The organism is Pseudonocardia zijingensis (genome assembly GCF_042657305.1).
In the GTDB taxonomy this organism is placed as follows: domain Bacteria; phylum Actinomycetota; class Actinomycetes; order Mycobacteriales; family Pseudonocardiaceae; genus Pseudonocardia; species Pseudonocardia zijingensis.
Window position 1 is genome coordinate 201,448 of sequence record NZ_JBHSKO010000011.1, and the last position, 26,374, is coordinate 227,821.

Genomic DNA, 26,374 nt, shown 5'->3' on the forward strand with positions numbered 1-26,374 from the left:
CGGCTGTTCAGATGGCATGCACCACCCGGACGCGCAAGGAGGCGCGGTGGCCCTGGGCGACGGAGCAGCTCGAGCACCCGCGGTTCCACCTGGCGCGATCGCACCACGAGAAACGCCCCCGCGGTGAGACGAGGAACCGTATGACGGCATCGAGCAGTTCCGAGCGGAGCGCCCACCTCCCCACCAAGTACCTCCCACCCGTCGACTTCCGGGACCTCCCGGAACCGGTACCCCTGCGGAAGGTGTCGGGCGCGAGCGTCATCATCCTCGCCACCGCCATCGGCTCCGGCGAGATGATCCTGTGGCCCTACATCACCACCCAGATCGGCTTCACGTTCATGTGGGCCGCGCTCGTGGGGTTCGGGATCCAGTTCTTCCTCAACATGGAGATCGAGCGCTACACGCTCGCCACCGGGGAGACCGCGATCACCGGGTTCACCCGGTTCTGGAAGCCGTGGTGGTGGCTGTTCGTCATCTTCGCCCTCCTGCAGAACTTCTGGCCGGGCTGGGCGACGGGTGCGGCCACGGCGGCCACGTACGTGTTCGGCATGGGTGAGGACGCCCCCGTCGTGCCGATCACGATCGCGGCTCTGCTGGCCATCGGCATCACGCTCACGCTCTCGCCGGTCGTCTACCAGGCCGTCGAGAAGATCCAGGGCGTGCTCGTCGGATTGATCATGCTCTTCGTGATCATCGCGATCCCCGCGGCGACCACGGGTGAGGCCTGGGGCGCGCTCGTCACCGACGGCGTCGGCTTCCCGGCCGGGCAGGCGGGGCTGGGCGTCGCGCTGCTCCTGGGTGCGCTGGCCTTCGCCGGCGCGGGTGGCGCCAACAACCTCGTGCAGAGCAACTACATCCGCGACAAGGGCATGGGCATGGGCATGCACATGCCCAAGATCGTCTCCCCGATCACCGGCCACGAGGAGGCGAAGCCGTCCCTGGGCTACGTGTTCCCGACCGACGCGGAGAACATGCGGCGGTGGCGCGGCTGGTGGAAGGTGGCGAACTGGGAGCAGTTCATCACGTTCTTCCTGATCGGCGTACTGACGCTGATCATCATGTCGGTGCTGGCGTACTCGACGCTGGGTGTCGGCAACGTGCAGGAGCAGGACCTCGCGTTCCTGCGCCTGGAGGGTGAGGCCCTGCAGGAGACCGTGGCGCCCTGGTTCGGCGTCGCCTTCTGGATCACCGCGGTCATCGCGCTGTTCACGACGAACCTCGGCATCCTCGACTACACCAGCCGGCTGATCGCCGACCAGTTCAAGATCAACGCGCTCAAGGACAGCCCGTTCTGGACCGAGAGCCGGATCTACGCCGCGTCGGTGTGGGCGATGATCGTCGTGGGCTCGGTGATCCTGCTCGTGGGCTTCGACCAGCCGTTCGTGCTCGTCGTGATCTCGTCGTCCATCGCGGGCGTCCAGATGTTCATCTACTCCGGCCTGCTCATGATGCTCAACCGCAGGGCGCTGCCGAAGGAGATCAAGCTCGGCGGGGTGCGAATGGCCGTGCTGGCCGTCTCGTTCCTGTTCTTCGGCTTCCTGTCGGTGCTGCTCGTCCTCGACCAGCTCGGGATCGTGGGGTAGCAGGCGTGATCCGCCAGCTGTGGCTCAAGGTGCTGGTCGCGATGACGATCTGGATCGTCCTCGTCGGCCTGATGTGGGCCACGGGCATCATCACGCTCGCCTGATCCGCCGTGGACCGGCCGCCCCGCACGGGACGGCCGGTCCACGCACGTCTACCGGCCCGCGCCCGCGTCCACCCAGGTGCCCCCGTGCCGCTCGATCTCGGGCAGCGCGGCCCGCGCCTCGCCCACCAGCTCCGACACGAACACCAGCACGACGTCGGGCTGCGCCGCCACCAGTTCCTGCGGCGTGATGATCGGAATGTCGGTGCCGGGCATCCGCCGGTCCTGCTTGCCCGGCGACGCGTCCGCCACGCCCGCGAGCAGGCCCGCGTCCAGGTCGGCGAGGCGCAGCAGCGACACCGCCCGCGACGCCGCCGCGTACCCGTACACCCGCCGGCCCGCGGCCCGCTGCGCCACGAGCATCTCCCGCAACGACCCGGCGGTGCGCTGCACCGAGTGCTGCAGGGCGCCCACGGCCGACCGGCGCAGCATCCCCGCGGCGAGCTCGGGCGCCACCACCGCGTCGACGGCCGCCGCGTCCACCGCGGGCGACTCCGAGGTGCGACCCGCCACGAGCGCCACCGTGCCCCCGTAGAGGGGGAACCGGCGCGCGGTGGCGACGGTGAAACCCACGCGCTCCAGCATCGTGATCATCGCGGGCGTCGAGTAGTAGGCGTAGTGGCCCAGGCGCAACGCGTTCCACTGCGCGCCGGACACGATCGCGTGCAACGAGTGGAACTGCACCACCAGCCGCCCGCCGGGGGCCACCGCCGCCGCGCGCTCGCGCAGCGCCGCGTCCTGGTCGGGCTCGTGCATCACCCCGAAGCAGCCGTCGACCACCAGCTCGGCCCCACCCTGCTCGGCCGCGGCCGCGTACGGCGTCGCCGTGAACCCGTGGTCGGCCAGGAGCGGCAGCCAGCTGCCGCCGTGCGGGCTCGGGAACTCCGCGGCGCGACCACCGGCCGGAAACGCGCCCGCCGCCGCGAGCTCGCGCACCGCGTCGGCCCGCTGCGCCGTGAGCGCCGCAGGCTCGGAGCCCACGACCTCCTCCGGCACGTCCGCGTCGTCGGCGAGCTGGGCCAGCCCGCAGTTCGCGCACAGCCACATCCGCAGCGGGTAGAGCTCGTCGGGACCGGGATCGTCGATCTTCGGGAACAGCTCCGACGACGGCTGCGCGCCGAGGTCGAGGACGATGTCTCCGTCGGTGCGGTGACAGGAACGGCAGGCGGGGCTGGCGATCACCATCTGTCTCCCGGATCGGTCCGGCTCTCGAACGGCACGGCGGTAAGGTCGGCGCGAACGCCCGGGACGTCACCCAGGCACATCGAACCGTGACACGAGGCACCGCTGGTGGAGGCGCCATGCACGTCCGAGAGACCGGGATCGCCGGCCTCCTGGTGTTCGAGCCGTCGCCGCACCGCGACGAACGCGGGTGGTTCAGCCGCACCTTCGACGCCGACGTGGCGCGAGACGCTGGCGTGGACCCGCACGCGTTCCTGCAGGACTCCCAGTCGCGCACGGTACGCGCCGGACTGCGCGGACTCCACGGCCGGGTCGGGCGCGGCGAGGCGAAACTGGTGCGCTGCGCGCGGGGCGCGATCTTCGACGTCGTGGTCGACGCGCGGCCGGGTTCACCCACTCTGGGCACCGTGGAATCGTTCCGCCTCGACGACGAGAACATGACGAGCATCTACATCCCCCGCGGCTGCCTGCACGGGTTCCAGGCGCTCACCGAGGCCGACACCTGCTACCGCATCGACGCCCCTCACGACCCCGCCGAGGACGTCACGGTCCGCTTCGACGACCCCGACCTCGCGATCGACTGGCCCCTCCCCGTCTCGGTGATGAGCGAGAAGGACAAGGCAGGTAGCAGCTGGGCCGACCTCACCCGGCGGCTGGAGGCGACGGCCGCCCGCTGACGGCCCCTCGCACACAACCTCGGGTGCTCACACACCGACTGCAATCGATGTGCCGACACCACAAGTTGTGTGCGAGCAGCCCGGGGCGGCGGCGACCGCACGGCCGGCGCACCACCTCAGGCGCTCACACACCAGGCTGGGTGCTCACGCACCAGTTGCAGTCGGTGTGTGTGCACCACAGGTCGTGTGCGAGCAACCCGGGCGGCCTCAGCAGGCGCGCTCGGCGTCGCCGATGCGGATGATCGCGACCGCCTGCACGGCCACGGCGACGACGAGCACGCCGATGGCGGCGGCGTAGCCGGCGGTCAGGTCGATGAGGACGCCCATGGCGAACGGGCCGACGCCCGCGGTGGTGTAGCCGATCCCGAGGGCCATGCCGCTGGTGGCGGCGCTGGCGGCCGCGTCGGGGGTGCGCCAGGCCACCACGGCGAGGCCCAGCGGGAACCCGGCGCCGGAGCCGATGCCCACGAGCGTGGCCCACAGCCACGGCCCCAGGACGGGCGGCAGGGGCGCGAGCAGCAGGCCGAGCGTGCCGACCGCCGTGCTCACGAGCGCCACGACCGACCAGAACCGCCAGCGCCCGGAGTGTTCGGCGAGCGCCGGGATCACGAGGGCGCCCGGCACCTGCGCGGCGGCCCAGACGCCGAGCACGACGCCCGCGTCGCGGGGGCTCCAGCCGCGGCTGGTGAGGTAGGGCGCGAGCCAGGTCATCCAGCCGTACACGAGGAGCGACGCCGCGGACTGGTGGGCGGCGGCGAGCCGGGCGAGGCGGTCGCGCCAGGGCAGCCCGGCCCGTTCGGTGGGTGCGGGGCGCCCGGTCCGCCGTGCCACCGGCACCCAGGCGGCGAGGGCGAGCACCGCGGGCACAGCCCACACGGCCAGCGCGAGCGACCACCCGCCCACCGCGACGGCGAGCGGCACCGCCACGGCGCTCGCCACGGTGGCGGGGATCATCATCGCCACGACGTACGCGCCGGTGACCGCGCCGGCCCGGTCGGGCAGGTGGTGCTTCACCACCCCGGTGAGCAGGACGCCGGCCACCCCGATGCCGAACCCGGCGAGGAGGCTGCCCGCCACCAGCGGCACGACGGTGGGGACGCCCCGCACGAGGCTGCCCAGCGCGACCAGCGCGACCGCTGCTACGAGCGCGCGTTCCGGTCCCCCGCGCCGCGCGACGGCAGGGCCCGCGAGCGAGCCGGCCGCCATCATCAGCACCGCCCCGGTCTGCACGAACCCGGCGGCGCCCGCGGAGAGGCCCAGGTCGGCGCGCACCGCGTCGATGAGCGGCGGGTACCCGGCCAGCGCGGTGCGCAGGTTCAGCGCCAGTGCCAGCAGCCCGATCAGCACCACTTCCGGCCGAACCCGTACAGGGGTGTAGGCTGCGTTCACCCGTTACACGTTAGGGGAGGCCGGTAAGGGGTGCAAATCCTGCTGGAGGATTACCGGGTCGGGGCCGCGGTCGCCACCGACCTGGTCAACTCCGCTCCGGAGGTCATGAGCGGCCGCGACACGCTCCCCGACGCCGCCGCGCTCACGCGGTTCCTCGCCGAGCGCGGCATCGGGCCCGATGCCCCGCCGAGTGCCGCCGACGTGGCCGCGGTGCATGCCCTGCGCCGCACGTTGCGCGCCGCGCTCGAGCACCCCGAGCCGGGGTGCCTCGCCGCGCTCACCGCCACCGCGGGCGGCCTGGACCTGCACCGCGACGCCGAGGGCAGGTGGCAGTGGCACGTGCGTGCCCGGCCCGGGGCCCCGCTCGCCGACCGGCTCGCGCTGCTCACCGGCACGGCCCTGCTGTCCACGCTGCGCGCGCTCGGGCCCGACCGGATCCGCCACTGCGCGGCCCCCACCTGCGACGGCATGTTCGTCGACACCAGCAGGGCGGGCCGGCGCCGCTACTGCGTGCCCGAGGTGTGCGGCAACCGGGTCCACGTCGCCAACCACCGGGCCCGCCGCCGCACCGACCGTACGAGCGGCACTCCCGTCCGATAGAGCGGTACGGAGGTGCCGTTCGTACCGTCAGGAGGGGACGGGGTGGGTGGCGAGCGGGTCCGACGCGGGCGGCCGCGGCGTCCGTTCCACCGCCCCGGCCGCGCGCAGCGGGAGCCAGAGCACGAACGTGGTGCCCGCGCCGGGCGCGCTGTGGATCGCGACGCTGCCGCCGTGGCTCTCCACCACCTGCCGGACGATCGCGAGGCCCAGGCCGGTGCCGCGGTCGCGCCCGTCCGCGGTGTCCGGGCCGCGCCAGAACCGGTCGAACACCCGCTCCTGGTGCTCGGGCGGGATCCCGGGACCGTGGTCGCGGACGGCGAGCCAGGCCCAGCCGCCCGTCCGCCCGGTGGCGAGCACGATCTCCTCCCCCGGCGGTGACACCCGCACGGCGTTGGAGAGCAGGTTGTCCACGGCGCGGCGCAGCGCCTCCGGGTCACCGATCAGGCCGAGCCCGGACGTGAACCGCCGGGTGAGCCGCAGCCCGTCGCCCTCGGCGAGCAGCGTGAAGGCGTCGGCCGCCTCGTCGGCGACCTGCCCGAGGTCGACGTCGGTGTCGGTGAACGCGGGCGCGGCGCGCCGGGCCGCGGCGAGCAGGTCCTCGATGAGGCTGCTCATGCGCTGGGTGGCGCGCGCGGTGACGGCGCTCGCCCGCCGCCGCTCGGCCGCGTCGACGTCGTCGCGCGCCAGGACGGCGTCGAGGTTGATCTGGATGATCGCGAGGGGGTTGCGCAGCTCGTGCGAGGCGTCGTCGATCATCTGGCGCTGGGCGGCGAAGGCCCGGTCGAGGCGGTCGAGCATGTCGTCGACGGTGTCGGCGAGGTCGCGCAGCTCGTCGCGCGGCCCGTCGAGGGCGATGCGGCGCGAGAGGTCGGTGGCGCCGATCTCGCGCGCCGTGGCGGTGACCCGCTGCACCGGGCGCAGCACCCGACCCGCGAGCCACCACCCCACGCCGAAGCTCACGACGAGCAGCCCGCCCAGCGCCGCGCTCGACGCGTCGCGCATGAGCTCGAGCGCCTTGTGGTTGACCGCCTCCTGCACGCTGGCGAGGTCGGCCGCCTGGAACTGCTCGCCGTCGCGCAGCACGATCCGGCCGTCGACCTCCTTGACCTTCTGCACCGTGATCGGGTTCAGCGGCGCGGCGTCGACGCTCTGCGACACCACCGTGTAGACGGCCACGAGCACGAGCGCGGCCAGCCCGAACAGCACGAGCGAGTAGGCGGCGGCGAGCCGGAACCGGATCGTCTGGGTCCACACCGGACGTGCCATCACGCCTCCCTGAGCCGGTAGCCGCGCCCGATCACGGTCTCGATGAGCGGTTCCTCGCCGTCGACGGTGAGCTTGCGGCGCAGCGTGCCGACGGTGACTCGCACGGTCTGGGTGAACGGGTCGGTGTTCTCGTCCCACACGTGCTCGAGCAGCTCCTCGGCCGGGACGACGTGCCCCGGCCGGTGCATGAGGTAGCGCAGCACGGCGAACTCCTTGCGGGTGAGCGGCAGGTCGCGGTCGCCGCGGGTGGCGGTGCTGCGCCCGTCGTCGAGGCGCAGGTCGCCGACGGTGAGGACGGCGGTGCCGCCCGCCTGGTCGCGGCGCAGGAGGGCGCGGGCGCGGGCGAGCAGCTCGGCGAGGGCGAACGGCTTCACCAGGTAGTCGTCGGCGCCCTCGTCGAGCCCGCGGACCCGGTCGGCGAGCTCACCGCGGGCGGTGAGCATGAGGATCTTCAGGCCGGTGCCGCTGGGGCCGGTGACGCTGCCGTCGCGCACGCCGCGGCAGAGCGCGAAGCCGTCGGTGTCGGGCAGGTTGACGTCGAGCACGAGCAGGTCGTATGCGTTCACGCCGAGCTTCGCCACCGCGTCAGCACCGGTGAGGGCGATGTCGACCGCGTAGCCGGCCCGGCCGAGGCCCACCCGCAACGCACCCGCGAGGTCCTGCGCGTCCTCGACCACCAGCAGCCGCATGGAGCAGACGCTAGCGACTGCGCACACCGGGCGGTGGCGTCGTTTTCGGTCCGCTTTCGCCCCGGCTTTCCCGGCGTTTTCGGCCCGGCCTGGTCTCCTGGGGGCAGCCGGTGGCGCGCCCCTCGACCACCGGTACCGACGGCCGGTCCACCCGCGCGTCCCCCAGGGTGCGGGCGGGCCGGCCCTAGGACTCCCGGAGGCGCCGTGTCCCGCACCGCCCGCATCGTCCTCGCCGGGGTGCTCTCGCTCGCCGCGCTGGTGACCGGTGGGGTGGCGCTCGCCGCGAACTCGGAGCCGACCGTCCCCTCGCGCACGATCTCCGTCCAGCAGGGCGGGCCTGCCGAGCTGCGCCCGGCACCGGACGCCCCCGACGCCGGCTGCCCGGCGGGCGGCGGCTCCGGAACCGCCGCCGCCCGGCTGTGACAGCGCCCGATACCGACAGGGCTCAGCCGCGCGGGCGGGCCGCCTGGGGCGCCGTGGCCGCCCGCTCGGTGGCGAGCGCGGGCAGGTCCGTGTTGCCCTCCTGGTAGAACACGCGCAGCGTGATCCCGGCGATCGCCCAGCCGGTGGGCGTGCGGACGAGCGGCACCACGTAGTGCCCGTGCACCGCCCAGGTCGGGCCGCCCTCCGCTCCGGCCACGTGGTGGTAGCCGCGCACGTGGGTGCGCACCACGGGCCTGTGCTCATCCTCCTCGACGAGGCCGGTCCCGATGAGGTGCTGGGTGGCGTCGAAGCCGGGCAGCAGCCCTTGCCAGCGCCGCACCAGCCCGTCGGCGGGCAGCGTCTCGGCCTCGCCGCCGAACAGCTCGGTGTAGTCGGTGCGGACCTCGTCGGCGAGGCATCGGCGGACGGCGGGCCAGTCGAGGTCGTCGACGGCCTGGAGCATGCGGGTGAGCACGGTGGCGGGGTCTTCACGCGAGAGCACAGCGGGGATCGTGGCACCACGAGCGCCGGCCGGGAGGGTCCGATCTTGCGCACGGCTCAGGCGCGCAGCTCCCCCGGCCCCACGCCGAACTCCCGGCGGAACAGCCGCCGGAAGTGGCTCACGTTCGAGAAGCCGACCTCGTGGGCCACCCGCACCACGCTCGCGTCCGACGTCAGCAGCGCGGACTTCGCCGCCTCCAGCCTGCGGGCGGTGACGAACCGGTGCGGTGCGAGGCCGGTGGTCGCCTTGAACGCGCGGGCGAAGTGGAACGGGCTCAGCGCCGCGACGGCGGCCATCCGGTCGAGCGCGATCGTGGCGGACAGGTCTGCGTCGACGTACTCGGCCACCCGCTCGACGGTGCGCCGGTCCAGGCCGCCCGCGGGAGGCCGGTCCGCCCGGGGCGCGCCGGCGTAGGAGCGGGCGAGGTGCGCCACCAGCCGGTGGGCGAGCGTGCTCGCCTCGATGTCGGTGAGGGCGCCGTGCAGGTGCGCCTGTTTGAGCAGCACCGCGATCCCGAACACCACGGCGTCGCGGACGCCGAGCGCGGGCTCCACTTCGCCGCGGCCGGCGAGCTCGGGATCGGGGTAGATCTCCAGCGCCTCGGTGGTGCCCGCCACGCCGCCCCAGGTGATCGCCTCGGCGCCGGTGACGAACACGGCGCCTGCCGCGATGTCGGCGCGCACGGCCCGCCCGCCGGACTCGTACTCCTGGGCGCGGTGGCGGGAGAACGAGACGCCTACCTGGTGGGGCCGCGTGACCGTCAGCTCGGCGTGCGGCGGCAGCCACGCGTATTCCGAGGTCATGCCCGGCCAGCGCAGGACGGTCTGCACGGTGCGGCCCTTCACCCCCCGGGTACTACCGCACCCGCGGTGTGGAACCGGTGAGCAACTCCGGGATCGCCGCCTCGACCGCGGCACGCAGGGGCGGGATCGCCTCCTCGGGCACCGAGCGGTGCGGCCAGCGCACCCGGGTGCCGATCTCGGCCCAGGCACCGATCGCGGCGAGGGTCTTGTCGAGCGCGGGGTCGCAGTGGCCCGCGCGTGCCAGCGGCGCGATGTGGGCGTCCAGGAATCCGCGCAGCCGCTCCTCGAACGCCAGCGCGGCGGGCAGGTCGCTCGTGATCTGCGCGTACCAGCGGGCCGCGCCGGCCGGGTCGAGGCAGGCCACATTCGAGTAGGCGCCCGCGGCGCCCCGGGCGTATCCGGAGGCGAGGGTGTGCCCGGCCACGAACACCGCGAGTCGGCCGCCCACGGCGTCGGTCATGCGCGCGTACCAGTCGTCGTCGCCACCGGGCACCTTCACGCCGACCAGGGCGGGCACCGCGTCGGCGAGGCGCCCGAACAGCTCCGGCGTCACCTGCGTCTTGGCGTACGGCGGGTTGTAGAGCACCAGCGGCACCCCGCCGGCCACCGCCGCCATGCGCGCGACGGCGGCGAGCACCTCGTCGGGCTGCAGCGGCAGCCAGTCGGGCAGCACCACCTGGATCGCGCCGGGACGCAGGGCGGCGGCACGGGCGATGCGCTCCAGCGACAGCTGGCCGCTCGGGTGGCTCGCCCCGATCTGGAACGGCACGCCCGCGGCGGTGCAGCGCCGCGCCACCAGCGCGTTCAGCCGCTCGTACTCCTCCTCGCAGAGCGTGTGGAACTCCCCCGCGGTGCCGCCGGTGTACACCCCGTGGACGCCGGAGCCGAGCACGTGGTCCAGCGCGGCGGCGAGCCGGTCCTCGTCGAGGCTCTCGTCGGGGCGGATCGGCAGCAGCACCGTGGCCCAGACGCCGCGCAGCCCGTCCGGGGTGAGCGGTTCGGCGCTCACCCCGCGTCCGAATCCGCGTCCGAATCGGGGTGGCGCAGCAGGGCGGCGCGCACCCGGATGTCGTCGAAGTGCTTCTGCATCGCCGCGATGCTCTCGGCGGCGTCGCCGTCCTGCAGCGCGCGGATGATCCGCAGGTGCACGGCCCCGCGGCCGCCCTCGGGCGGCACCGGGATCGAGTCGCCGAGGCGGGTGAACAGCTCCCAGAACACCTCGATGAGGTTGTCGACGAGCGGGTTGCCCAGTGCCCGGTACAGCAGCAGGTGGAACCGCTTGTCCACCTCGGTGGTCGGTTTCCCGCGGGTCTCCAGCGCGGTCATCTCGTCGGCGAGCCGGGCGCACTCGGCGAGCTCGACCTGCGGATTCAGCCGGGCGACGGCCGGCATGAGCCCGACCTCCATGGCCTCGCGCGCGGTGAGGATCTCCTCCAGCCCCGTGCCGGCCGCGGCGAGCCCGTAGGGCAGCTGCTCGATCAGCGGGCGGAAGGAGAACGCCGAGACGAACAGGCCGTTGCCGTGGCGGGCCTCGATGACGCCGAGGGTCTGCAGGCTGCGGGTGGCCTCCCGCAACGACAGCCTGCTCACGCCGAGCCGCTCGGCGAGCGCCGCCTCGGGCGGGAGCCGGTCCCCCGGTCCGAGCCCGGCCTCGGTGATGAAGTCCCGCAGCCGGGCCTGGGCCTCGAGGTAGATCGGGGATCTAGCCATGAGCGGTCTCCTGGGCGGCGCGCACCGAGGCGGCCAGCTCGTCCACCGCGGCCCGGGTCGCACCCTCGAGGCGCCCGTGGGGCGAGCGCGCGGGTCCGGCGTCCGGGCCGAGTGCGTTCATCAGGGCCTTCAGGAACCCGATGCCGCCGCCCGCGTTGGCCACCCGCGCCACCTCGCGGAACGGCGCGTGCAGGCGGTAGGCCTCGGCGGGCTCACCCCGGTGGAAGGCCGCCGCCACGGCGTGTGCGAGCGGGGCCATCCCGTTGTAGAGGGTGCCGATCACGCGGTCGGCCCCGCAGGCCAGCGCCGCGGGCAGCAGCTCGTCGCGCCCGAAGTAGGCGTCGATGCCCGGTGCGGCGGCGCGGGTGCGGTCGAACTCGAGCAGGTCGGCATCGGTGAACTTCACCGCCGCGGTGGTCGGGGCCGCGGCGGCGAGCGTCCCGACCACGTCGGAGGGCTGGTAGCGCGACCCGGTCATGCTCGGGATGTGGTAGAAGCCGAACGGGGTGCCCGGGGCCGCCGCGGCGATCTCGGCCAGGTGCGCCACCAGCGCGTCGAGGCTCGGCGCGTCGCCGTAGTAGGGCCCGACGGCCGCCACGAGGTCGGCGCCGCACGACTCGGCGTGCGCGGCCAGCTGCTGGGCCTGCGCGAGGTCCGTGTGACCGACGTGCACCCCGAGCCCCATGCCCGCGGGGCGCGCGTCCTGCCAGGCCTCCACGAGCGACTGCCGCTCGGCAGCGTCCAGGGCGGGGAACTCGCCCGTGGTTCCGCCGACGAAGACGCCCGCCACCCCGGCGGCGTGCAGGTGGGCGGCCTGCGCCGCGACGACGTCGAGGGCCAGCTTCCCGTCCGGGGTGAACGGGGTCGGCGTGGCGGCCCAGATCTGGAGCATGCAGGCGGTCCTCTCTAACCTTTCGTGGCGCCGTCGGTCAGGCCGGCGACGATGTAACGCTGGAGCAGCACGAACAGCACGATCACGGGCACGGCCACCACGGCCGACACGGCCATGAGCTCGTTCCAGCGGGTGCCGAACGCGTTGGTGAGCTTCGCGATCACCACGCTGATCGGCTGCAGCTCGTCGCCGGTGGCGAGCGCGAGCCCGAACACGAACTCGCCCCACGCGCCGAGGAAGCTGACGACCGCCATCGTGATCACGCCGGGGATGCTGACCGGCAGGGCCACCCGCACGAACGCGCCGAACGTGGTGCAGCCGTCCACGCGGGCCGCCTCGAGCACCTCGCCCGGCACCGACAGGAAGTAGGGCCGCATGATCGTGATGGCCAGGGGGATCGACAGCGAGCAGTTCGCGACGATCAGCCCGGCGTAGGTGTTGACCAGCCCGACCCGGCCGAACAGCACGAACATCGGCAGCGCGAGGTTGACCGCCGGGATCATCTGCACGGCGAGGAACAGCAGCAGGGCGGGCGTGACCCACCGGATCCGCAGCCGGGCCAGCGCGTACGCCGCAGGCACGGCCACCACCAGCGTGAGGATCGTGGTGCCGGTCGCGATGACGAACGTGTTGAGCAGGCCGCGGGCGATGTCCGGGTCGCCGAAGACCGCGGTCCGGTAGGCGGCGATCGTCGGCGGCACCGGCACGAGCGCGGGCGGCCGCGCGAACACCTCGGCCTGCTCCTTGAACGACGTGTTGAGCATCCAGTAGACGGGCACCAGGTAGATCGCCGTCACGGCGACGGCGACCACGAGCCGCACCCTCTCGCGCGTCATGCCGCCTCCTCCTCGCGCAGCGACCGGAAGTAGAAGACCGACAGCACCAGCGGCACGATCAGCATGACCGTGGTGGCCACCGCCGCCGTGTCGTAGCGGCGGAACTCGAACGCCTCCTGGAAGGCGTAGAGCGGCAGCGTGAGCGTGGCGCCGCCGGGGCCGCCCCGCGTCATGAGGTAGATCGTGTCGAACGTCTTGAACGCGAAGATGAAGATCAGGAGCATCACGGTGATGCTCACCGGGCGCAGCCCGGGCAGCGTGACGTGCCGGAACTGCTGCCACGCCGTGGCGCCGTCGATGCGGGCCGCCTCGTACAGCGTGGCCGGCACCCCCTGCAGGGCCGCCACCAGCAGGATCATCGCGAACGGCGCGAAGCTCCACGCGGTGGCCACGATCACCGAGGCCAGCGCGGGGCCGGGCTGCCCCAGCCAGAAGACGTCGCCGTCGATCAGGCCGATGCCGCGCAGCACCGCGTTGAGCAGCCCGTAGGAACCGTCGAGCAGCCAGCGCCACACGTTGGCGCCCACGACCGTCGGCAGGATCCAGGCGAGCATGAGCAGGGCCCGCATCACGTTGCGGCCCGCGAACCGGTGGACGAACAGCAGGGCGAGGGCTAGCCCGCCCGCGTAGCTGAGCGCCACCGTGCCGACGGTGTAGACGAGCGACAACCACAGCGCCTGCCAGAATTCGGGGCGCCCGAACTGGTCGGCGAAGTTGGCCACGCCCACCCACTCGGCCCCGCCCCGGATGACCTCCCGCAGCCCGACGTCCTGGAAGGCCTGCAGCACGCTGTACACCAGCGGGTAGACCACCGTGACTGCCACGAAGAGCACCGCGGGCAGGAGGAACAGCTGGTCGCTGCGGTGTCCCGCCCGCCCGCGCCGCCGGTGGGCGGGCGCGGGCGTGCGGGTGGCCGGCTCGAGCACCGCGGTCATGATGTCGCGAGGGCCTCGTCGATCGTGGCCTGAGCGGCGCGGGCGGCGTCCGGCACGGGCGTGCCGCTGATCGTGGCCTGCAGCGCCGACTGCAGCGCGGTGAGCACCTCGGTGTTGCGCGGCGCCAGCGTGGCGTCCGGCGCCCACGCCTGCTGCAGCTGCTCGGCGAAGATCGCGCGCACCGGGTCCTCGTCGGTGCCGGGCACGTCGTCACGGGCGGGCAGCTTGTTGCGCTCGGGCAGGTAGACCTGCAGCACCTCGGGCCGCTGCAGGTACGTGATGAGGTCCCAGGCGCGGTCGACGTCGTCGCTCGTGGCGCCGATCGTCAGGTTCTCCGCGGAGAGCACCGTCTGCCCCGTCGTCTCCGACGGCAGCACGGCCACGCTCCACTGCAGGTCCGGGTTCTCCTCGCGCAGGATGTTCACGTACGTGGCCGAGTTGATCATCATCGCGGCCTGGCCGGTGGCGAACTGGTTCTTCGCGTCGTCCTCGTTCCAGGTGAGGAAGCCCTGCGACAGCGCACCGCTGCCCACCATCCGCTGGAACGACTCGAGCGCCGCGTGCCCGCCGGGGCTGTCGATCTCCGTGGGCTGCACGCCCTCCGCGAGCATCCGGATCGCGAGGCCGGTGGCACCCTCCGCGCCCTCGACCCCGCTGACGGCCAGCCCGGCCCGCCCCTCGCCGGCCAGCGCCGCGGCCGTGGACTCCATCTCGGCCCACGTGGTCGGAGCCTGCTGGACCATCGCCGTGTTGTAGTACACGGCGTACGCGTCGGCCAGGTGCGGGATCCCGTAGGTCTGCCCGTCCACCTGCGTGGACGACCACCCCGTGGGGAAGTACGCGCCCTGCTGGCCCCAGGCCTGCACCTGCTCGTCGATGTCCTGGATCACGCCGGCCTCGGCCATCGCGGCGGTGTCGAACGCGCTGATCAGCGCGATGTCCGGGCCGTCGCCCGCCGCGGCGGCCTGGGTGAGCGTGCGGTTGAAGTCGTCGAACGGGATGAAGCGGATGTCGACCTCGGTGCCGCTCTCCTGCTCGTAGCGCGCCACGACGTCGTAGAACGGCTTGCCGGTCGGCATCGACTCGTCGCCGTAGAACTGCCAGACCGACAGCGGCTCCGCCGCCTCTCCCCCGCTCTCCCCGCCGCTCGAGCACCCCGCTGCCGCGAGGACGGCGGCGGCCACCACCACGCTGGTTCTCAGCGTCCTCCGGATTCCCCGCATGTCCGACCTCCTTGTCCGAGTCGCGGCGAAAATAGGTCAGATATCTAATCTCTGTCAACCGGACCGAGCCGGCTCGGGCGGGTGCTGGAAGACTCGGCCGCGTGCAGCACGCCGAACCCGATCCGCACCAGACCCGCGCCTTCGGCGAGCAGCTGCTCGGCCTGCTGACCGGCGGCATGCTCACGATGCTCATCGGCATCGGCCACCGCACCGGCCTGTTCGAGGCCGCGGCGCGCGGACCCGCCACGAGCGCCGAGCTCGCGCAGCGCGCCGGGCTGCACGAGCGCTATGTGCGCGAATGGCTGGGCGCCATGGTCACCGGCGGGATCCTCGACTACGACCCCGCCGACGGCACGCACCGGCTGCCCGCCGCCCACGCCGCGCTCCTCACCGGCGCCACCTCGCGCAACGTCGGCCCGATCGCGAGCAGCCTGCGCACCCTCGGCTCCGTCCTCCCGCAGGTGGAACAGTGCTTCACCGACGGCGGCGGCGTGCCGATCGCGCAGTACGCCGCGGTCTCCGCCGGCGGGCTGGGTGAGACCTGGCGCCACGTCTACGACGAGCACCTCGTCGACGGCTTCCTCGCGCGCGTGCCCGGACTGCCCGAGCGGCTGCGCGCCGGCGCCCGCGTCCTCGACCTCGGCTGCGGCACCGGCCACGCCGTCACCGTGATGGCGCGGGAGTTCCCGCGCTCCACGTTCGACGGCGTCGACATCGCCGAGGCCGCGATCGCCGACGCCGAGGCCGAACGCGACACGCTGGGGCTGCCCAACGCCGCCTTCACCGTGGGCGACGCCGCCGAGCTCGCCCCCGACCGGCCCTACGACGTGATCACCGCGTTCGACGCGATCCACGACCAGGCCGCACCGGAGGTCGTGCTGCGCAGGGTCCGTGACGCCCTCACCCCCGACGGATTGTTCCTGATGATCGACACGAACTTCGCGACGCGCCTCGAGGACAACGCGGGCAACCCGCACGCCCCGCTGGCGTACGGGATCAGCCTGCTGTTCTGCGTGCCCACCTCGATCGCCACCGGCGGCAGCGGGCTCGGCGCGGTGTGGGGGCGGGAGCGGGCGGGCGAGATGCTCGCCGACGCCGGCTTCACCGACGTCCACGTGCTCGACACACCACGGCCCCAGAACTGCATGTACGTCTGCCGAACGGAGGCGGCGTGAGCACCGAGGCGCAGGTCGTCGAGCGCACCACCGGCCACGCGGGCGAGCTGGTGCTGCGCCGCGTCGGCGACCACCACGAGATCGTCGCCAACGGCGTCTTCCTGATGGACACCCGCGGCGGCAGCTCGGAGCGGTTGCTCGTCACCGCCACCGCCGACCGCATGCCCGCGCCCGGGCGAATGCTCATCGGCGGACTCGGCGTCGGGTTCTCCCTGGCCGCGGCGCTGAAGCACCCCGCGGTCACGGCCGTGGAGGTGGTGGAACGCGAGCCCGCCGTGGTGCGCTGGAACCGCGGGCACCTCGCCCCGCTGCACGGCGACGCGCTCGCCGACCCGCGCGTCACGGTGCGCGAGGCCGACGTCGCCGACCGGATCGCGACCGCCGAGCCCGGAGCGTTCGACGCGATCTGCCTCGACACCGACAACGGCCCCGACTGGCTCGTCAGCCCGGCCAACGCCCGGCTCTACACCGACTCGGGCCTGGCCGCCGCGGCCCGCGCGCTCGCGCCCGGCGGCGTCCTCGCCGTGTGGAGCGCCGCCCCCTCCCCCGCCCTCGTGGCGCGGATGGGCGGGTTGTTCACCGAGACCACCACCCTCGAGGTGCCCGTGGAACGCGGCGCACCCGACGTCGTGACGCTCGGCGTCGGCCCGCGCCGGGAGGGATGACACCCGTCCGCTCCGGGTGAACCACGGTTGTGCGGCCCGGGGCTCCTCGGCACGCTGCGGCACGTGCGCGCCTTCCGGTTCTCCGTCAACGTCTTCGGGATCCCGTCGCGCGAGGCCCTGCGGGAACGCTGCCGCCGCGCGGAGAGCGCCGGGTTCCACACGGTCTTCGCCGCCGACCACCTCGGCGCCCCGGCACCGTTCCCGGTGGTGCAGGCCGCAGCCGACGCCACCGAGCACCTGCGGGTCGGCACGCTCGTGCTGAACGCGCCGTTCTGGAACCCCGCACTGCTCGCTCGGGAGGCCGCCACCGCCGACGTCCTGTCCGGCGGGCGGCTGGAGCTGGGGCTCGGGGCCGGGCACATGAAGCACGAGTTCGACACGGCGGGCATCCCGTGGGAGCCGTTCGGGGCGCGCGTCGACCGGCTGGAGGAGACGATCACCACGCTGCGCCGGTTCTTCGCCACGGACCTCGCCGCGTTGCCGGGCGGGCTCTCACCGGTGCCGGTCCAGCGCACCGGGTTCGACGGGTCCGGCCCACCGCTGATCGTCGGGGGCACGGGCGACCGGGTGCTCTCGGTCGCCGCGCGGTACGCCGACATCATCGGCGTGGCCGGCGCCTTCCAGGTGCCCGGCGAGCCGCCCGGGACCTTCCGCCTGGCCACCGCCGCCGAGGCCGACGAGCGGGTGCGGTTCACCCGCGAGCGGGCGGGCGGGCGCGCGGACGACGTCGAGTGGCACCTGCTCGTGCAGATGGTGGTGCCCACGACCGACCGCCGCGCCGCCGCGGAGGAGCTGGTGGGCAGGCTCCACGGCATGAGCGTCGAGGACACCCTGGAGACGCCGTACCTGCTCATCGGCACGCCGGCGCAGATGGCCGAGCAGCTGCGCGCCTCCCGGGAGCGGTACGGCTTCTCCTACGTCACCGTGCACGCGCCCTACTACGAGGCCTTCGAGCCCGTGGTGGAGCTGCTTCGCGGCTGACCGTTGACCCGCACGACCCACCGCAGATACTCTGTCCACGTCAGAGACAAGGTTTTGGCATGACGGAGCGCTACCTCGGCGTGCTCGGCGTCGCCGAGGCGCTCGGGGTCGGCAGGCACGCCGTGCACAAGTGGCGTTCCCGGTACCCGGGCGACTCCGCCCACCCGTTCCCGGACCCCGACGTCGAGATCGACGGGGCCCCGGGATGGCTACCGGCGAGATTGGACGAGATCGTGCAGTGGCGTGAGAACCTGCCAGGCCGCGGCGCCGGGGGCGGCCGGCCCTCCGCCGCTCGCCAGGCGTACCTGAGCGAGGCGCTGACCCGCGGGCTGAGCCGGGACGAGGCCAACCGCGTCCTCACCACCATGGTCGAGGAGTTCCCGGACATGACCGAGGCGCAGGTCAGCGAGTGGCTGGTCGCGAAGTGGCGCGGCCTCGACGAGATCGACGAGATCGCGCGCCGCCACGGCCGGCCCGGCTGAGCCGCCGTTCACCCCCGCAGCAGGCGCGGAGCCAGCCGTTCCAGGGTCTCCAGCTCTCCCGGACCCCCGAGCGGCCCGACCACCACGTGATCGGCGCCCGCCGCCTCGTGCTCCCGCAGCCGCGCGACCACCCGCTCCACGTCGCCCCGCGCGACCGCCGCGTCGACGAGGGCGTCGGAGAGGTCGCGGATATCGGCTTCGGTGAAGCCCATCCGGGAGAAGGCCGCCGCGTAGCCGGGCACGGTGACGAGGAAGCCCAGGACCTCCCGAGCGGCACCGCGCGCCGACTCGGCGTCCTCGTCGAGCACCACCAGCTGGTCCACCGCGAGCGTCGCACCGGCGCCGAGGTGCTCCCGCGCCCACGTCGTGTACCCGGGATTCACCAGCAGCGTGACGGCCCCGCCGAACCGGTCGCGGGCCACGCCCAGCTTGCGCGGGCCCAGCGCCGCGAGCAGCCTGCGCTCCCGCGGCACCGTCGCATCGATCTCGTCCACGGCACGCCCCAGCGCCGCGAGGCCACCAGCCTGGTTGCCGATCCCCACCACCAGGCGCCCCGGCGCGATCCGCTCGGCCTCGGCGTACAGCTCGGCGATCGCCGCGGGACCGTGCACGTCCAGCGGGACGATCCCGGGCACCACCGCCACCCGCTGCGTCGCGCGCAGGACCCGCAGCAGCGGCTCGAGCGTCTCCAGCTGCCCGCCGGGCAGCCAGATCGCCGAGTACCCCCACCCCTCCACGGCCGCCGCGTGCGCCTCCAGGTCGTCGGTGACCGAGAGCGCGACCCCGTACCCGTCCAGTGCATCGATCATGGGAGGACGCTAGAACCTCAACCTCGGTCGAGGTCAACCGCGTCGCGCGCCCCCCTCCGGGAGGGCAGGAAAGCCACATTCAGGGCCGCTCCGGCCCTGAATGTGGCTTTCCTGAACCCCGGGGCCCGCGCCGGGACCCCTACGATCCGCCCGGGCGGCCCGACCTCGCCCGGGAGGAGCAGCAGCGGTGAGCCATCCCGTCGACGAGGAGGCCGTCGTCGCGCTCACGCGCGACCTCGTGCGCCTGCGCACCGTGAACGAGGACGGCGCCCGGGAGGCGCCTGCCGCGGAGCTGGTGGCCGCCACCATGCGGTCGTTCGACTGGGACCCCCAGGTCACCGAGGTGGCGCCGGGGCGCCCGAACGTGGTGGCCGTGGTCGAGGGCGGCGGCGGGCCGGGGCGCACGCTCGCCTTCGAGGGCCACACCGACGTCGTCACCGAGGGCGACCGGGACCGCTGGAGCGTCGACCCGTACGGCGGCGAGATCCGCGACGGGCGGCTCTACGGGCGCGGCTCGGCGGACATGAAGTCCGGCGTGGCGGCGATGCTGCACGGGGTGCGGGCGCTGCAGCTCGCGGGGTCGTTCCCGGGCCGGGTGCTCGTGTGCGCGCTCGTCGACGAGGAGGGCCTGATGCTCGGCGCCAAGCACTTCGCGGGCACCGACCTGGCCCGCGAGGTGGACGCGGCGATCGTCTGCGAGCCCGAGGAGGGTGAGATCTGCACGTCGGCGAAGGGTGCCGTGCGGATCCGGGTCGACCTGCGCGGCGCGATGGCCCACGGCGCCATGCCCCAGCACGGGCGCAACCCGCTGCCCGCGGCCGGGCGGCTCCTCGTGGCCCTCGCCGCGCTCCAGGAGGAACTGCAGAAGGCACACCCGGCGCACGAGCACCTCGGCGAGGTGTACGTGACCCCGACGGTGAGCCGGGCGGGCTCGCTCGACCAGATCAACGTGATCCCGGCCCTGGCCACCGTCGCGGTCGACGTGCGCACGATCCCGGGCGTCGAGCACGCGGCGCTGGTCGAGCGGGTGCGTGAGCTGGCGGGTGAGGCGGGCGACCCGGACGGGGTGGTCACCGAGGTCACGGTGGTCGACGACCGCCCCTGCGTGGAGATCGCGGCCGATCACCCGCTGGTCACCGCACTCGCCGCCGCCCACGAGGAGGTGCTCGGCGAGCCCGCGCGCTTCGGCGGGGTGCCCGGCGCCACCGACGGCACGATCCTCACCCGCGACGCCGGGATCCCGACCGTCGTCTACGGGCCGGGCGGGAAGTGGATCGCCCACCAGGTGGACGAGTTCGTCGAGGTGGCCGACATCGTGCGGTGCGCGCACGTCTACGCCGAGGCCGCGGCCCGCTTCCTGCGCTGAGCTCTCTCCCCCCGACGTGACACTCGCTCGGTCGAACGCGGGACTCGCGCGGCTCGGACGAGTCCCCACCTGCACCGTCCCCCACCTGCACCTTGACGGCCGCCCGCGGGGGCCACACGCTGTGCAACACATCGGGAACCCGGGTTCCACACTGTGAAACCCGCTCGCGGAACGGACCCTGCGATGGCGACTCGACCCTTGGGCAGCCAGGCCGTGGACCGCGCGAGCGCGCTGCTCGCGCTCGTGGTGGAGTCCGGCACTCCGCGCACGTTCACCTCGCTGGTGGCCGAGCTGGGGCTCGCGAAGTCCACCACCTCGCGGCTGCTGCACGCGCTCGAACGCAGCAGGCTCGTACAGCGCGACCGCAACGGCGCGTTCCGCCCCGGCGCCCTGTTCTCGATCTACGCGGCCCGGCCGAACGCGCTGTACGACCTCGTCGAGCTGGCGCGGCCCACGCTGCGGCGCATCGGGGAGCGCACCGAGGAGACCGTGAACCTGAGCGTGCCGCGCGGGCGGGAGGTCGTGCAGATCGCGCAGATCGACAGCCGCTACCTGCTGGGGTCCACGAACTGGGTGGGCGTCGACGTGCCTGCGCACTGCACCGCGCTGGGCAAGGTGCTCTACGCCTTCGACGCGCTGCCGCTGCCGCCCGGGGAGCTGGAGCGGCCCACCCCGCAGGCCCCGGCCGACCGGGCGGAGCTGGAGCGCGTCCTCGCCGAGGTGCGCGAGCGCGGCTGGGCGGTGTCGCTGGACGAGCTCGAGGTGGGCCTCGGCGCCGTGGCCGCTCCCGTGCGGGGCGTCGACGGGGCCGTGGTCGCCGCCGTCTCGGTGTCCGGGCCCACCACGCGCATCACCGAGCACGGGATCACGCGGCTCGCGCAGGTGCTGGTCGGCGAGCTGTGCGGGCTGTCGGCCCAGCTCGGTCACCACCTCACGCAGGACGCCGCCACCTGACTCCTGAAGAACTGTTCAGATGAGCCATAGTTGGCGGCATGCCGCGCTCACCCCTGCTCCGCATCGCCACGGCGGTCGCCGCCGCCTCGCTCCTCGCCGCGTGCGGGGGCCCGCCGCGGGCCGGCGTCCCCGCCGCCGGCACCACCGTGCGCAACTGCGGGATCGACGTCACCGTGGCCGGCCCGCCGCAGCGCATCTACGCCGCCTACCAGCCCGCGATCGAGATGGCGCACGCGCTGGGCGTGGCCGACCGCGTCGTCGGCACCGCGTTCCTCGACGCGCAGGTGCTGCCCGAGTACGCCGCCGCCCAGGCCGGCACGGACTACCTGCCCGAGCTGCCCAGCCGGGAGGCGCTGCTGGCCACGAACCCGGACTTCGTGCTGTCCGGGTTCAACGACGTGTTCGCGACCACCGGGTCGGAGTCGATCGGCACCCGCGCGAGCCTGCGCGAGCTCGGCGTGCAGTCCTGGATCTTCAGCCCGTTGTGCCCGAGCGCGGACGGGGCGTCGGACGAGGCGATCGACCCGGCGTCGGTCACCGTCGAGAACGTCTACGCCGACGTGCAGGACCTGGGCCTGCTCCTCGGCGTCGAGGACCGCGCCGAGCGGGTCGTCGCGGACATGCAGGCCCGCATCGCCGCCGTGCAGCAGCGGGTGGCGGGTGCGCCCCGCCCGCGGGTCGCGGTGGTGAGCCCCGAGGACGACGGCACGTTCCGGGTGGCGGGCGGATCCGACTTCGTCACGCGGATCCTGGACGTCGCCGGCGCCGACAACGCCTTCGCCGACCTGCGCAGCAGGCGCAACATCCCGGTCGGCGCGGAGGAGATCATCGCCCGCGACCCCGATGTGATCCTCACCAGCACGTGCTGCGACGGCGCCTACACGCTCGCCGACGCCGAACCGGACGCGCAGCGCATCCGCACGCACCCGGCCTTCGCCGGGCTGCGCGCCGTGCGCGAGGGCCGCGTGCACGGGTTCCTGTTCGCCGACCGGGCCGCCGGGGTGCGGGTACCGCACGCCGCCGAGCTCGTCGCCTCCCTCGTGCACACCGACCGGCGGTGATCACCGGGGTGGGCCGGCAGCTGGGTGTGCTGGGCGGGGCGGGCGTCGTGGTCACGGTCGCCGCCGGGCTCTCGCTGCTGGTCGGCATCCAGCCGATCACCCCCGCCGACGTCGCCGCGGCGGTCACGGCCCCCTCCGGGAGCCCGGCCGACGCCGTGGTCCTGCACCTGCGGGTGCCCCGCACCGCGGCGGGACTGCTCGCGGGCGCCGGGCTCGGGCTGGCGGGCGCGGTGGCGCAGGGGCTGACCCGCAACCCCCTCGCGGGCCCCGGGGTGCTCGGCGTCAACGCCGGTGCCGCGTTCGCCGCGGTGATCGTGATCGCCGTGGCAGGCGTCGGGTCGCTCGGGGGCTACGTGTGGTTCTGCTTCGCCGGTGCCGCGCTCGCGCTCGCGGCCGTGCTGGCGATCGCCGCGGCCGGCCCCGGCGGCGCCACGCCGGTGAAGATCGCGATGGCCGGGGCGGCGGTGTCGGCCCTGCTGTTCTCCCTCACCGCGGGCGTGGTGCTGCGCGACCACGACGTGTTCGAACGGTTCCGGTTCTGGCTGGTCGGCTCGCTGACGCGGGCCGATCTCGCCACCGTGTCCCAGGCCGTGCCGTTCGTCGCGGCGGGCACGGTGCTCGCGCTCGCGCTGGCCCGCCCGCTGGACGCCGCCGCGCTGGGTGACGACACGGCGCGCGGCATCGGCGCCCGGCCCGCCCTGCTGCGCGGACTGGCGGTCGCGGCGGTCGTGGTGCTCGCCGGCACGGCCACCGCGGTGGCGGGCCCGGTCGGGTTCGTCGGGCTGGTGGTGCCGCACGTCGCGCGGATGCTCAACGGACCGGCGCACCTGCGCGTGCTGCCGCTCTCGGCCCTGCTCGGCGCGGCGGTGCTGCTGCTCGCCGACGTCGTGGGCCGGGTGGTGCTGCGGCCCGAGGAGGTGCAGGTCGGCGTCACCGCGGCGGTGCTGGGCGCACCGGTCTTCCTGTACCTGGTGCGCAGGCGCCGGGTGGCCCAGCTGTGACCGCGACGCTGCGGGCCGGGCGGGTCTCGGTGCGGGTGGAGCCGGCATCCGTCCTGCTCGGAGCGGGCGTGTGGACGGCCGCTCTCGTGGTGGGGCTCGCCGCGGTGGCCGTCGGCGACTACCCGCTGCCGCTGCCGGCCGTCCTCGACACGCTCACCGGCCACGGCACCCTGCTCAGCTACGACGTCGTGGTCCGCAACCGGCTGCCCCGCGCGGTGGTCGCGCTGCTGGTGGGCGCCTCGCTCGGGCTGGCGGGCACGGTGCTGCAGCGCATCGCGCGCAACCCGCTCGTCAGCCCGGACGTGATCGGGATCGCGTCCGGTGCGTCGGCCGGTGCCGTGGTGATGATCGTCGTGGTCGGGGCAGGCGCGACGGCGGTGGTCGCGGGTGCGCTGGCCGGGTCCGCCGTCACCGCCGCGACGGTCCACGCGATCGCCGCGCGCGGCGGGTTCGCGGGCCACCGGCTGGTGCTGGTCGGCATCGGGGTCACCGCGCTCGCGAACGCCGCGGCGTCGTTCCTGCTCACCCGCTCCGACCGGTACGCGGCGAAGCAGGCCGCCACCTGGCTGGTGGGCGACCTCGCCGGCCGCTCGTGGCCGGACGTGCTCACCGTGGCCACCGGGCTGGCCCTCGGCGCGCCGGTGGTGCTGCTGCTCACCCGCCACCTGCGGCTGCTGGAGCTCGGCGACGAGACCGCGCGCACCCTCGACGGCCGGATCGGCCAGGCCCGCGCCGCGCTCGTGGCCACCGCGGTGGGTCTCACCGCGCTCGCCACGGCCGCCGCGGGCCCGGTCGCGTTCGTCGCGCTGGTTGCACCGCAGATCGTCCGCCGCGTGCTCGGCGTCCGGCCGTCCGGGCTGCTGCCCGCGGCCGGGGTCGGCGCGCTCGTCGTGGCGGCGGCCGACCTCGTGGCACGGCGCCTGTTCAGCCCCGACGAGCTGCCCGCCGGCGTGCTGACGGCCGCCGTCGGCGCCCCGGTGCTGCTCTGGCTCCTCGTGCGCGCGAACCGGGCCGGCGTCAGCCCGCGTAGCGGCTGACGCGCTCGGGCCGGATCACGATGCGGACCAGATCAGCCGCCAGCATGCCGTCCAGCGCCGCGGCCTTCTCCGGGTCGTCGAGATCCCAGTAGCGCGCCCCGAGGCGGCTGGCGAGCTCGCGGCCGCCCTCGGCCTCGAGGGTGACACCGCCGCTGACGGCCACCCAGTACTCCTCCTCGCCCACGACATTGCCCGCCACGAGCGAGGCCCGCGGGTCGGCGCGCAACCGCCGCACCTTCGGCGAGCCGGCCAGCGAGAACAGCTCCACCTCGCCGTCGTCGGTGATCCCGAACCACACCGGCCGCGGCTCCGGGATACCGGTGCCGCCCGCCACGGTCAGGTAGCCCAGCCTCGGTGTGGCCAGGAATTCCCGATCGGTCGCGGTGAGTTCCGCTGCGCTCGTCGTGCGTGCCATTCGACCTCCTCGATCACGCCCGCCAACGCGTGCCGGACGGCTGCCATTCCGCACGGCTACGGTGAGTGCGTGCCCGACACTCCCGCCGCCCACCACCTGCGTGTCTCGGACGCCGAGCGGGAGCACGTCGTGGGGCTGCTGGAGCGGGCCACCGGCTCCGGGCTGCTCGACCTCGACGAGTTCACCCGCCGCGTCGACACCGCCCTCGCCGCCCGCACCCGGGCCGAGCTGAACGTCGTGCTGCTCGACCTGCCCGGCCTGACCCACCCGGACCGCCCCGCGCAGGTCCCGATGCCGGCGCGGCCCCCGGCCCCGCGGCCGGTGGCGCCGGTGGTGGACACGGGCGGCGGCGACGAGATCCGCAGCATGCTCGGCTCGGTGAGCCGCAAGGGCAGCTGGGACGTGCCCGCCCACCTGGTCGTGCGCATCACCCTCGGCTCCGCCGACCTCGACTTCACCGAGGCGGTGATCCCCCACGAGGTGGTCGCCGTCGAGCTGGAGGTGGTGGCGGGCGAGGTGACGCTGCGCTTGCCCGCGGGCGCCCGGGTGGAGCAGGGCGAGCTGCAGGCCACGCTGTCCAGCGTCGAGAACCGCCTGCGCAGCCGCCCGGACACGCCCGCGGGCCCGCTGTTCCGGTTGCGCGGGCGGCTGCGGGCCGCCGAGGTGGAGATCCGGTCGCCGCGCCGGTCGCGCTGGTGGCGGCGGTAGGGCACCCGGTTCCGGGGCTCAGGGCACGGTCGCGGCCACGACCTCGGCGAACGCGCGGATGCGGGCGTTCTCGTGGTCGCGGTGCCACACGAGACCCAGCGACGTGTCCGGCAGGCCGGTCACGGGGACGTCCACCACGTCGCGGCGGCGGTGGTGGGCGGCGGTCGGTGCGCAGAGCAGCATCCCACCGCGGCCCGCGGCGATCATCCAGACGCCCTCCTGCAGGGTGCTGACGGCCGGACCGCGCGGGATGGGCTGCCCACCGGGTGTGGCGGTGGGCGCGTGGGCGCGCCGCCAGTACTCCCCCGCGGGTTCGGCCGCGCAGATCAGCGGCACGCCGGCGAGCTCCTCGGCCGCGACCTCGCCGCGACGCGCGAGCGGGTGCCGGGTGGAGACCGCGAGGCGCTGCGGCTGGCGGGAGAACACCGGCCCCAGCACGAGCTCCTCCTCCTCGACGGGCAGCAGCACCACCGCCGCGTCCACCTCCCCGCGCTGCACCGGCCCGAACGGGTCCGAGAACGCGATCTCGGTGATCTCCACGCGGCTGCCGGCGTGGCGGTCCTGGAAGGCGGTGACGGCGGCCAGCAGCCGGTCGTCGGCGGTGCCCTGGAACCCGACGCGCAGATCACCCGCCACGGTGCGGGCCGCGTCGCGCGCGTCGTCCACGGCCGCGCACAGCGCGTCGTACGCGGGTGCGAGCGCGTCGCGCAGCCGCACGCCGAGCGGGGTGAGCCGGACGCGGCGGCTGGTGCGGCTCACCAGGCGGGCGCCGACGCGGCGCTCCAGCGCGCCGATCAGCTGGCTGACGCGGCTCTGCGTGACGAACAGCCGCTCCCCCGTCCGCCCGAAGTGCAGCTCCTCGGCGAGGACAAGGAAGCACTCGAGCTCGCGGATCTCCAGCCCGGCCAC

29 protein-coding genes are annotated in these 26,374 nt (G+C 74.4%); 14 read left to right on the forward strand and 15 right to left on the reverse strand.

All coding sequences use genetic code 11. The features are described 5' to 3' along the window. Positions 1–140 precede the first annotated feature (140 nt). Positions 141–1,583: an Nramp family divalent metal transporter gene (locus tag ACFPL3_RS22340; protein ID WP_343942562.1), complete on the forward strand. Its 1,443-nt coding sequence runs from the start codon at positions 141–143 to the stop codon at positions 1,581–1,583. Positions 1,584–1,735: 152 nt separating this feature from the next. On the opposite strand, the gene ACFPL3_RS22345 is transcribed toward ACFPL3_RS22340, so the two are convergent. Next, positions 1,736–2,869: a class I SAM-dependent methyltransferase gene (locus ACFPL3_RS22345; RefSeq protein WP_343942563.1), complete on the reverse strand. Its 1,134-nt coding sequence runs from the start codon at positions 2,867–2,869 to the stop codon at positions 1,736–1,738. Between the two features lie 116 nt (positions 2,870–2,985). Between ACFPL3_RS22345 and ACFPL3_RS22350 the strand changes: the two genes are divergently transcribed. Beyond that, a complete protein-coding gene (locus ACFPL3_RS22350; RefSeq protein ID WP_343942564.1) occupies positions 2,986–3,543 on the forward strand; it encodes a dTDP-4-dehydrorhamnose 3,5-epimerase family protein in 558 nt (185 codons plus the stop codon). Positions 3,544–3,750: 207 nt separating this feature from the next. On the opposite strand, the gene ACFPL3_RS22355 is transcribed toward ACFPL3_RS22350, so the two are convergent. Further along, entirely contained in the window at positions 3,751–4,932 is a 1,182-nt protein-coding gene (locus ACFPL3_RS22355) for an MFS transporter (RefSeq protein ID WP_343942565.1), read from the reverse strand. A gap of 30 nt (positions 4,933–4,962) precedes the next feature. On the opposite strand from ACFPL3_RS22355, the gene ACFPL3_RS22360 reads away from it, so the two are divergent. After that, entirely contained in the window at positions 4,963–5,532 is a 570-nt protein-coding gene (locus tag ACFPL3_RS22360) for a CGNR zinc finger domain-containing protein (protein WP_343942566.1), read from the forward strand. Positions 5,533–5,559: 27 nt separating this feature from the next. On the opposite strand, the gene ACFPL3_RS22365 is transcribed toward ACFPL3_RS22360, so the two are convergent. After that, the gene (locus tag ACFPL3_RS22365) at positions 5,560–6,798 is read right to left on the reverse strand and encodes a sensor histidine kinase (protein ID WP_343942567.1); all 1,239 of its coding nucleotides are present in this window, start codon (positions 6,796–6,798) and stop codon (positions 5,560–5,562) included. Then, the gene (locus tag ACFPL3_RS22370; RefSeq protein WP_343942568.1) at positions 6,798–7,487 is read right to left on the reverse strand and encodes a response regulator transcription factor; all 690 of its coding nucleotides are present in this window, start codon (positions 7,485–7,487) and stop codon (positions 6,798–6,800) included. The genes ACFPL3_RS22365 and ACFPL3_RS22370 overlap by 1 nt, the downstream gene beginning before the upstream one ends. A gap of 204 nt (positions 7,488–7,691) precedes the next feature. On the opposite strand from ACFPL3_RS22370, the gene ACFPL3_RS22375 reads away from it, so the two are divergent. Continuing rightward, the gene (locus ACFPL3_RS22375) at positions 7,692–7,910 is read left to right on the forward strand and encodes a hypothetical protein (protein WP_343942569.1); all 219 of its coding nucleotides are present in this window, start codon (positions 7,692–7,694) and stop codon (positions 7,908–7,910) included. A gap of 22 nt (positions 7,911–7,932) precedes the next feature. Here ACFPL3_RS22375 and ACFPL3_RS22380 read toward each other — a convergent pair whose 3' ends face one another. Genes ACFPL3_RS22380 through ACFPL3_RS22415 form a run of 8 tightly spaced genes read right to left on the reverse strand, consistent with a single transcriptional unit; the run spans position 7,933 to position 14,811 of the window. Continuing rightward, on the reverse strand, positions 7,933–8,412 hold the full coding sequence (locus ACFPL3_RS22380; protein ID WP_343942570.1) for a nuclear transport factor 2 family protein: 480 nt from the start codon (positions 8,410–8,412) through the stop codon (positions 7,933–7,935). A 56-nt stretch (positions 8,413–8,468) separates the two neighbouring features. Next, positions 8,469–9,257: an AraC family transcriptional regulator gene (locus ACFPL3_RS22385; RefSeq protein WP_343942571.1), complete on the reverse strand. Its 789-nt coding sequence runs from the start codon at positions 9,255–9,257 to the stop codon at positions 8,469–8,471. A 10-nt stretch (positions 9,258–9,267) separates the two neighbouring features. Further along, on the reverse strand, positions 9,268–10,224 hold the full coding sequence (locus ACFPL3_RS22390) for a dihydrodipicolinate synthase family protein (RefSeq protein ID WP_343942572.1): 957 nt from the start codon (positions 10,222–10,224) through the stop codon (positions 9,268–9,270). After that, positions 10,221–10,925 (reverse strand): FadR/GntR family transcriptional regulator, encoded by a 705-nt coding sequence (locus tag ACFPL3_RS22395; protein WP_343942573.1) that lies wholly within the window; start codon positions 10,923–10,925, stop codon positions 10,221–10,223. The genes ACFPL3_RS22390 and ACFPL3_RS22395 overlap by 4 nt, the downstream gene beginning before the upstream one ends. Continuing rightward, positions 10,918–11,817 carry a dihydrodipicolinate synthase family protein gene (locus tag ACFPL3_RS22400; protein ID WP_343942574.1) on the reverse strand — a complete coding sequence of 300 codons (900 nt, stop codon included), beginning with the start codon at positions 11,815–11,817 and terminating at the stop codon, positions 10,918–10,920. Before ACFPL3_RS22400 ends, ACFPL3_RS22395 begins: the two co-directional genes overlap by 8 nt. Positions 11,818–11,831: 14 nt before the next feature. Then, a complete protein-coding gene (locus ACFPL3_RS22405; RefSeq protein ID WP_343942575.1) occupies positions 11,832–12,653 on the reverse strand; it encodes a carbohydrate ABC transporter permease in 822 nt (273 codons plus the stop codon). Beyond that, positions 12,650–13,588, reverse strand: coding sequence for a carbohydrate ABC transporter permease (locus ACFPL3_RS22410; protein WP_343942576.1), 939 nt, complete (start codon positions 13,586–13,588; stop codon positions 12,650–12,652). The genes ACFPL3_RS22405 and ACFPL3_RS22410 overlap by 4 nt, the downstream gene beginning before the upstream one ends. Next, on the reverse strand, positions 13,585–14,811 hold the full coding sequence (locus ACFPL3_RS22415) for a sugar ABC transporter substrate-binding protein (RefSeq protein WP_343942577.1): 1,227 nt from the start codon (positions 14,809–14,811) through the stop codon (positions 13,585–13,587). Before ACFPL3_RS22415 ends, ACFPL3_RS22410 begins: the two co-directional genes overlap by 4 nt. Positions 14,812–14,912: 101 nt before the next feature. On the opposite strand from ACFPL3_RS22415, the gene ACFPL3_RS22420 reads away from it, so the two are divergent. The 4 genes from ACFPL3_RS22420 (at position 14,913) to ACFPL3_RS22435 (ending at position 18,114) form a co-directional block, all read left to right on the forward strand. Beyond that, on the forward strand, positions 14,913–15,986 hold the full coding sequence (locus tag ACFPL3_RS22420; RefSeq protein ID WP_343942578.1) for a class I SAM-dependent methyltransferase: 1,074 nt from the start codon (positions 14,913–14,915) through the stop codon (positions 15,984–15,986). Beyond that, positions 15,983–16,651, forward strand: a complete 669-nt coding sequence (locus tag ACFPL3_RS22425; RefSeq protein WP_343942579.1) for a spermine/spermidine synthase domain-containing protein — start codon at positions 15,983–15,985, stop codon at positions 16,649–16,651. The genes ACFPL3_RS22420 and ACFPL3_RS22425 overlap by 4 nt, the downstream gene beginning before the upstream one ends. 63 nt (positions 16,652–16,714) lie before the next feature. Continuing rightward, a complete protein-coding gene (locus ACFPL3_RS22430) occupies positions 16,715–17,632 on the forward strand; it encodes an LLM class F420-dependent oxidoreductase (protein ID WP_343942580.1) in 918 nt (305 codons plus the stop codon). Positions 17,633–17,691: 59 nt separating this feature from the next. Beyond that, positions 17,692–18,114: a hypothetical protein gene (locus ACFPL3_RS22435; RefSeq protein WP_343942581.1), complete on the forward strand. Its 423-nt coding sequence runs from the start codon at positions 17,692–17,694 to the stop codon at positions 18,112–18,114. An 8-nt stretch (positions 18,115–18,122) separates the two neighbouring features. Here the strand turns inward: ACFPL3_RS22435 and ACFPL3_RS22440 are convergent, their stop codons facing one another. Next, complete coding sequence (locus ACFPL3_RS22440; RefSeq protein WP_343942582.1) at positions 18,123–18,923, reverse strand: TIGR03620 family F420-dependent LLM class oxidoreductase; 801 nt, start codon at positions 18,921–18,923, stop codon at positions 18,123–18,125. A gap of 187 nt (positions 18,924–19,110) precedes the next feature. On the opposite strand from ACFPL3_RS22440, the gene ACFPL3_RS22445 reads away from it, so the two are divergent. From ACFPL3_RS22445 to ACFPL3_RS22465, 5 genes are all read left to right on the forward strand, one after another. Next, positions 19,111–20,289 carry a M20 family metallopeptidase gene (locus ACFPL3_RS22445; RefSeq protein WP_343942583.1) on the forward strand — a complete coding sequence of 393 codons (1,179 nt, stop codon included), beginning with the start codon at positions 19,111–19,113 and terminating at the stop codon, positions 20,287–20,289. A gap of 183 nt (positions 20,290–20,472) precedes the next feature. Beyond that, positions 20,473–21,243 carry an IclR family transcriptional regulator gene (locus tag ACFPL3_RS22450; RefSeq protein ID WP_343942584.1) on the forward strand — a complete coding sequence of 257 codons (771 nt, stop codon included), beginning with the start codon at positions 20,473–20,475 and terminating at the stop codon, positions 21,241–21,243. 38 nt (positions 21,244–21,281) lie between these two features. Beyond that, a complete protein-coding gene (locus ACFPL3_RS22455) occupies positions 21,282–22,304 on the forward strand; it encodes an ABC transporter substrate-binding protein (RefSeq protein ID WP_343942585.1) in 1,023 nt (340 codons plus the stop codon). Next, entirely contained in the window at positions 22,301–23,305 is a 1,005-nt protein-coding gene (locus ACFPL3_RS22460; protein ID WP_379589618.1) for a FecCD family ABC transporter permease, read from the forward strand. Before ACFPL3_RS22455 ends, ACFPL3_RS22460 begins: the two co-directional genes overlap by 4 nt. After that, the gene (locus tag ACFPL3_RS22465; RefSeq protein ID WP_379589619.1) at positions 23,302–24,342 is read left to right on the forward strand and encodes a FecCD family ABC transporter permease; all 1,041 of its coding nucleotides are present in this window, start codon (positions 23,302–23,304) and stop codon (positions 24,340–24,342) included. The genes ACFPL3_RS22460 and ACFPL3_RS22465 overlap by 4 nt, the downstream gene beginning before the upstream one ends. On the opposite strand, the gene ACFPL3_RS22470 is transcribed toward ACFPL3_RS22465, so the two are convergent. Next, positions 24,323–24,757, reverse strand: coding sequence for a pyridoxamine 5'-phosphate oxidase family protein (locus ACFPL3_RS22470; RefSeq protein WP_343942589.1), 435 nt, complete (start codon positions 24,755–24,757; stop codon positions 24,323–24,325). The two genes, ACFPL3_RS22465 and ACFPL3_RS22470, sit on opposite strands and share 20 nt — an antisense overlap. A gap of 69 nt (positions 24,758–24,826) precedes the next feature. Between ACFPL3_RS22470 and ACFPL3_RS22475 the strand changes: the two genes are divergently transcribed. Next, the gene (locus tag ACFPL3_RS22475; RefSeq protein WP_343942590.1) at positions 24,827–25,465 is read left to right on the forward strand and encodes a DUF1707 SHOCT-like domain-containing protein; all 639 of its coding nucleotides are present in this window, start codon (positions 24,827–24,829) and stop codon (positions 25,463–25,465) included. Positions 25,466–25,483: 18 nt separating this feature from the next. Here the strand turns inward: ACFPL3_RS22475 and ACFPL3_RS22480 are convergent, their stop codons facing one another. Further along, a complete protein-coding gene (locus ACFPL3_RS22480; protein ID WP_343942591.1) occupies positions 25,484–26,374 on the reverse strand; it encodes a LysR family transcriptional regulator in 891 nt (296 codons plus the stop codon).

Excerpts from the sequence above, each read along its gene's own strand:
- ACFPL3_RS22340 (WP_343942562.1), top strand. The coding sequence starts at position 141 with ATGACGGCATCGAGCAGTTCCGAGCGGAGCGCCCACCTCCCCACCAAG.
- ACFPL3_RS22345 (WP_343942563.1), bottom strand. The coding sequence starts at position 2,869 with ATGGTGATCGCCAGCCCCGCCTGCCGTTCCTGTCACCGCACCGACGGA.
- ACFPL3_RS22350 (WP_343942564.1), top strand. The coding sequence starts at position 2,986 with ATGCACGTCCGAGAGACCGGGATCGCCGGCCTCCTGGTGTTCGAGCCG.
- ACFPL3_RS22365 (WP_343942567.1), bottom strand. The coding sequence starts at position 6,798 with ATGGCACGTCCGGTGTGGACCCAGACGATCCGGTTCCGGCTCGCCGCC.
- ACFPL3_RS22370 (WP_343942568.1), bottom strand. The coding sequence starts at position 7,487 with ATGCGGCTGCTGGTGGTCGAGGACGCGCAGGACCTCGCGGGTGCGTTG.
- ACFPL3_RS22395 (WP_343942573.1), bottom strand. The coding sequence starts at position 10,925 with ATGGCTAGATCCCCGATCTACCTCGAGGCCCAGGCCCGGCTGCGGGAC.
- ACFPL3_RS22400 (WP_343942574.1), bottom strand. The coding sequence starts at position 11,817 with ATGCTCCAGATCTGGGCCGCCACGCCGACCCCGTTCACCCCGGACGGG.
- ACFPL3_RS22405 (WP_343942575.1), bottom strand. The coding sequence starts at position 12,653 with ATGACGCGCGAGAGGGTGCGGCTCGTGGTCGCCGTCGCCGTGACGGCG.
- ACFPL3_RS22410 (WP_343942576.1), bottom strand. The coding sequence starts at position 13,588 with ATGACCGCGGTGCTCGAGCCGGCCACCCGCACGCCCGCGCCCGCCCAC.
- ACFPL3_RS22415 (WP_343942577.1), bottom strand. The coding sequence starts at position 14,811 with ATGCGGGGAATCCGGAGGACGCTGAGAACCAGCGTGGTGGTGGCCGCC.
- ACFPL3_RS22435 (WP_343942581.1), top strand. The coding sequence starts at position 17,692 with ATGACGGAGCGCTACCTCGGCGTGCTCGGCGTCGCCGAGGCGCTCGGG.
- ACFPL3_RS22440 (WP_343942582.1), bottom strand. The coding sequence starts at position 18,923 with ATGATCGATGCACTGGACGGGTACGGGGTCGCGCTCTCGGTCACCGAC.
- ACFPL3_RS22450 (WP_343942584.1), top strand. The coding sequence starts at position 20,473 with ATGGCGACTCGACCCTTGGGCAGCCAGGCCGTGGACCGCGCGAGCGCG.
- ACFPL3_RS22455 (WP_343942585.1), top strand. The coding sequence starts at position 21,282 with ATGCCGCGCTCACCCCTGCTCCGCATCGCCACGGCGGTCGCCGCCGCC.
- ACFPL3_RS22470 (WP_343942589.1), bottom strand. The coding sequence starts at position 24,757 with ATGGCACGCACGACGAGCGCAGCGGAACTCACCGCGACCGATCGGGAA.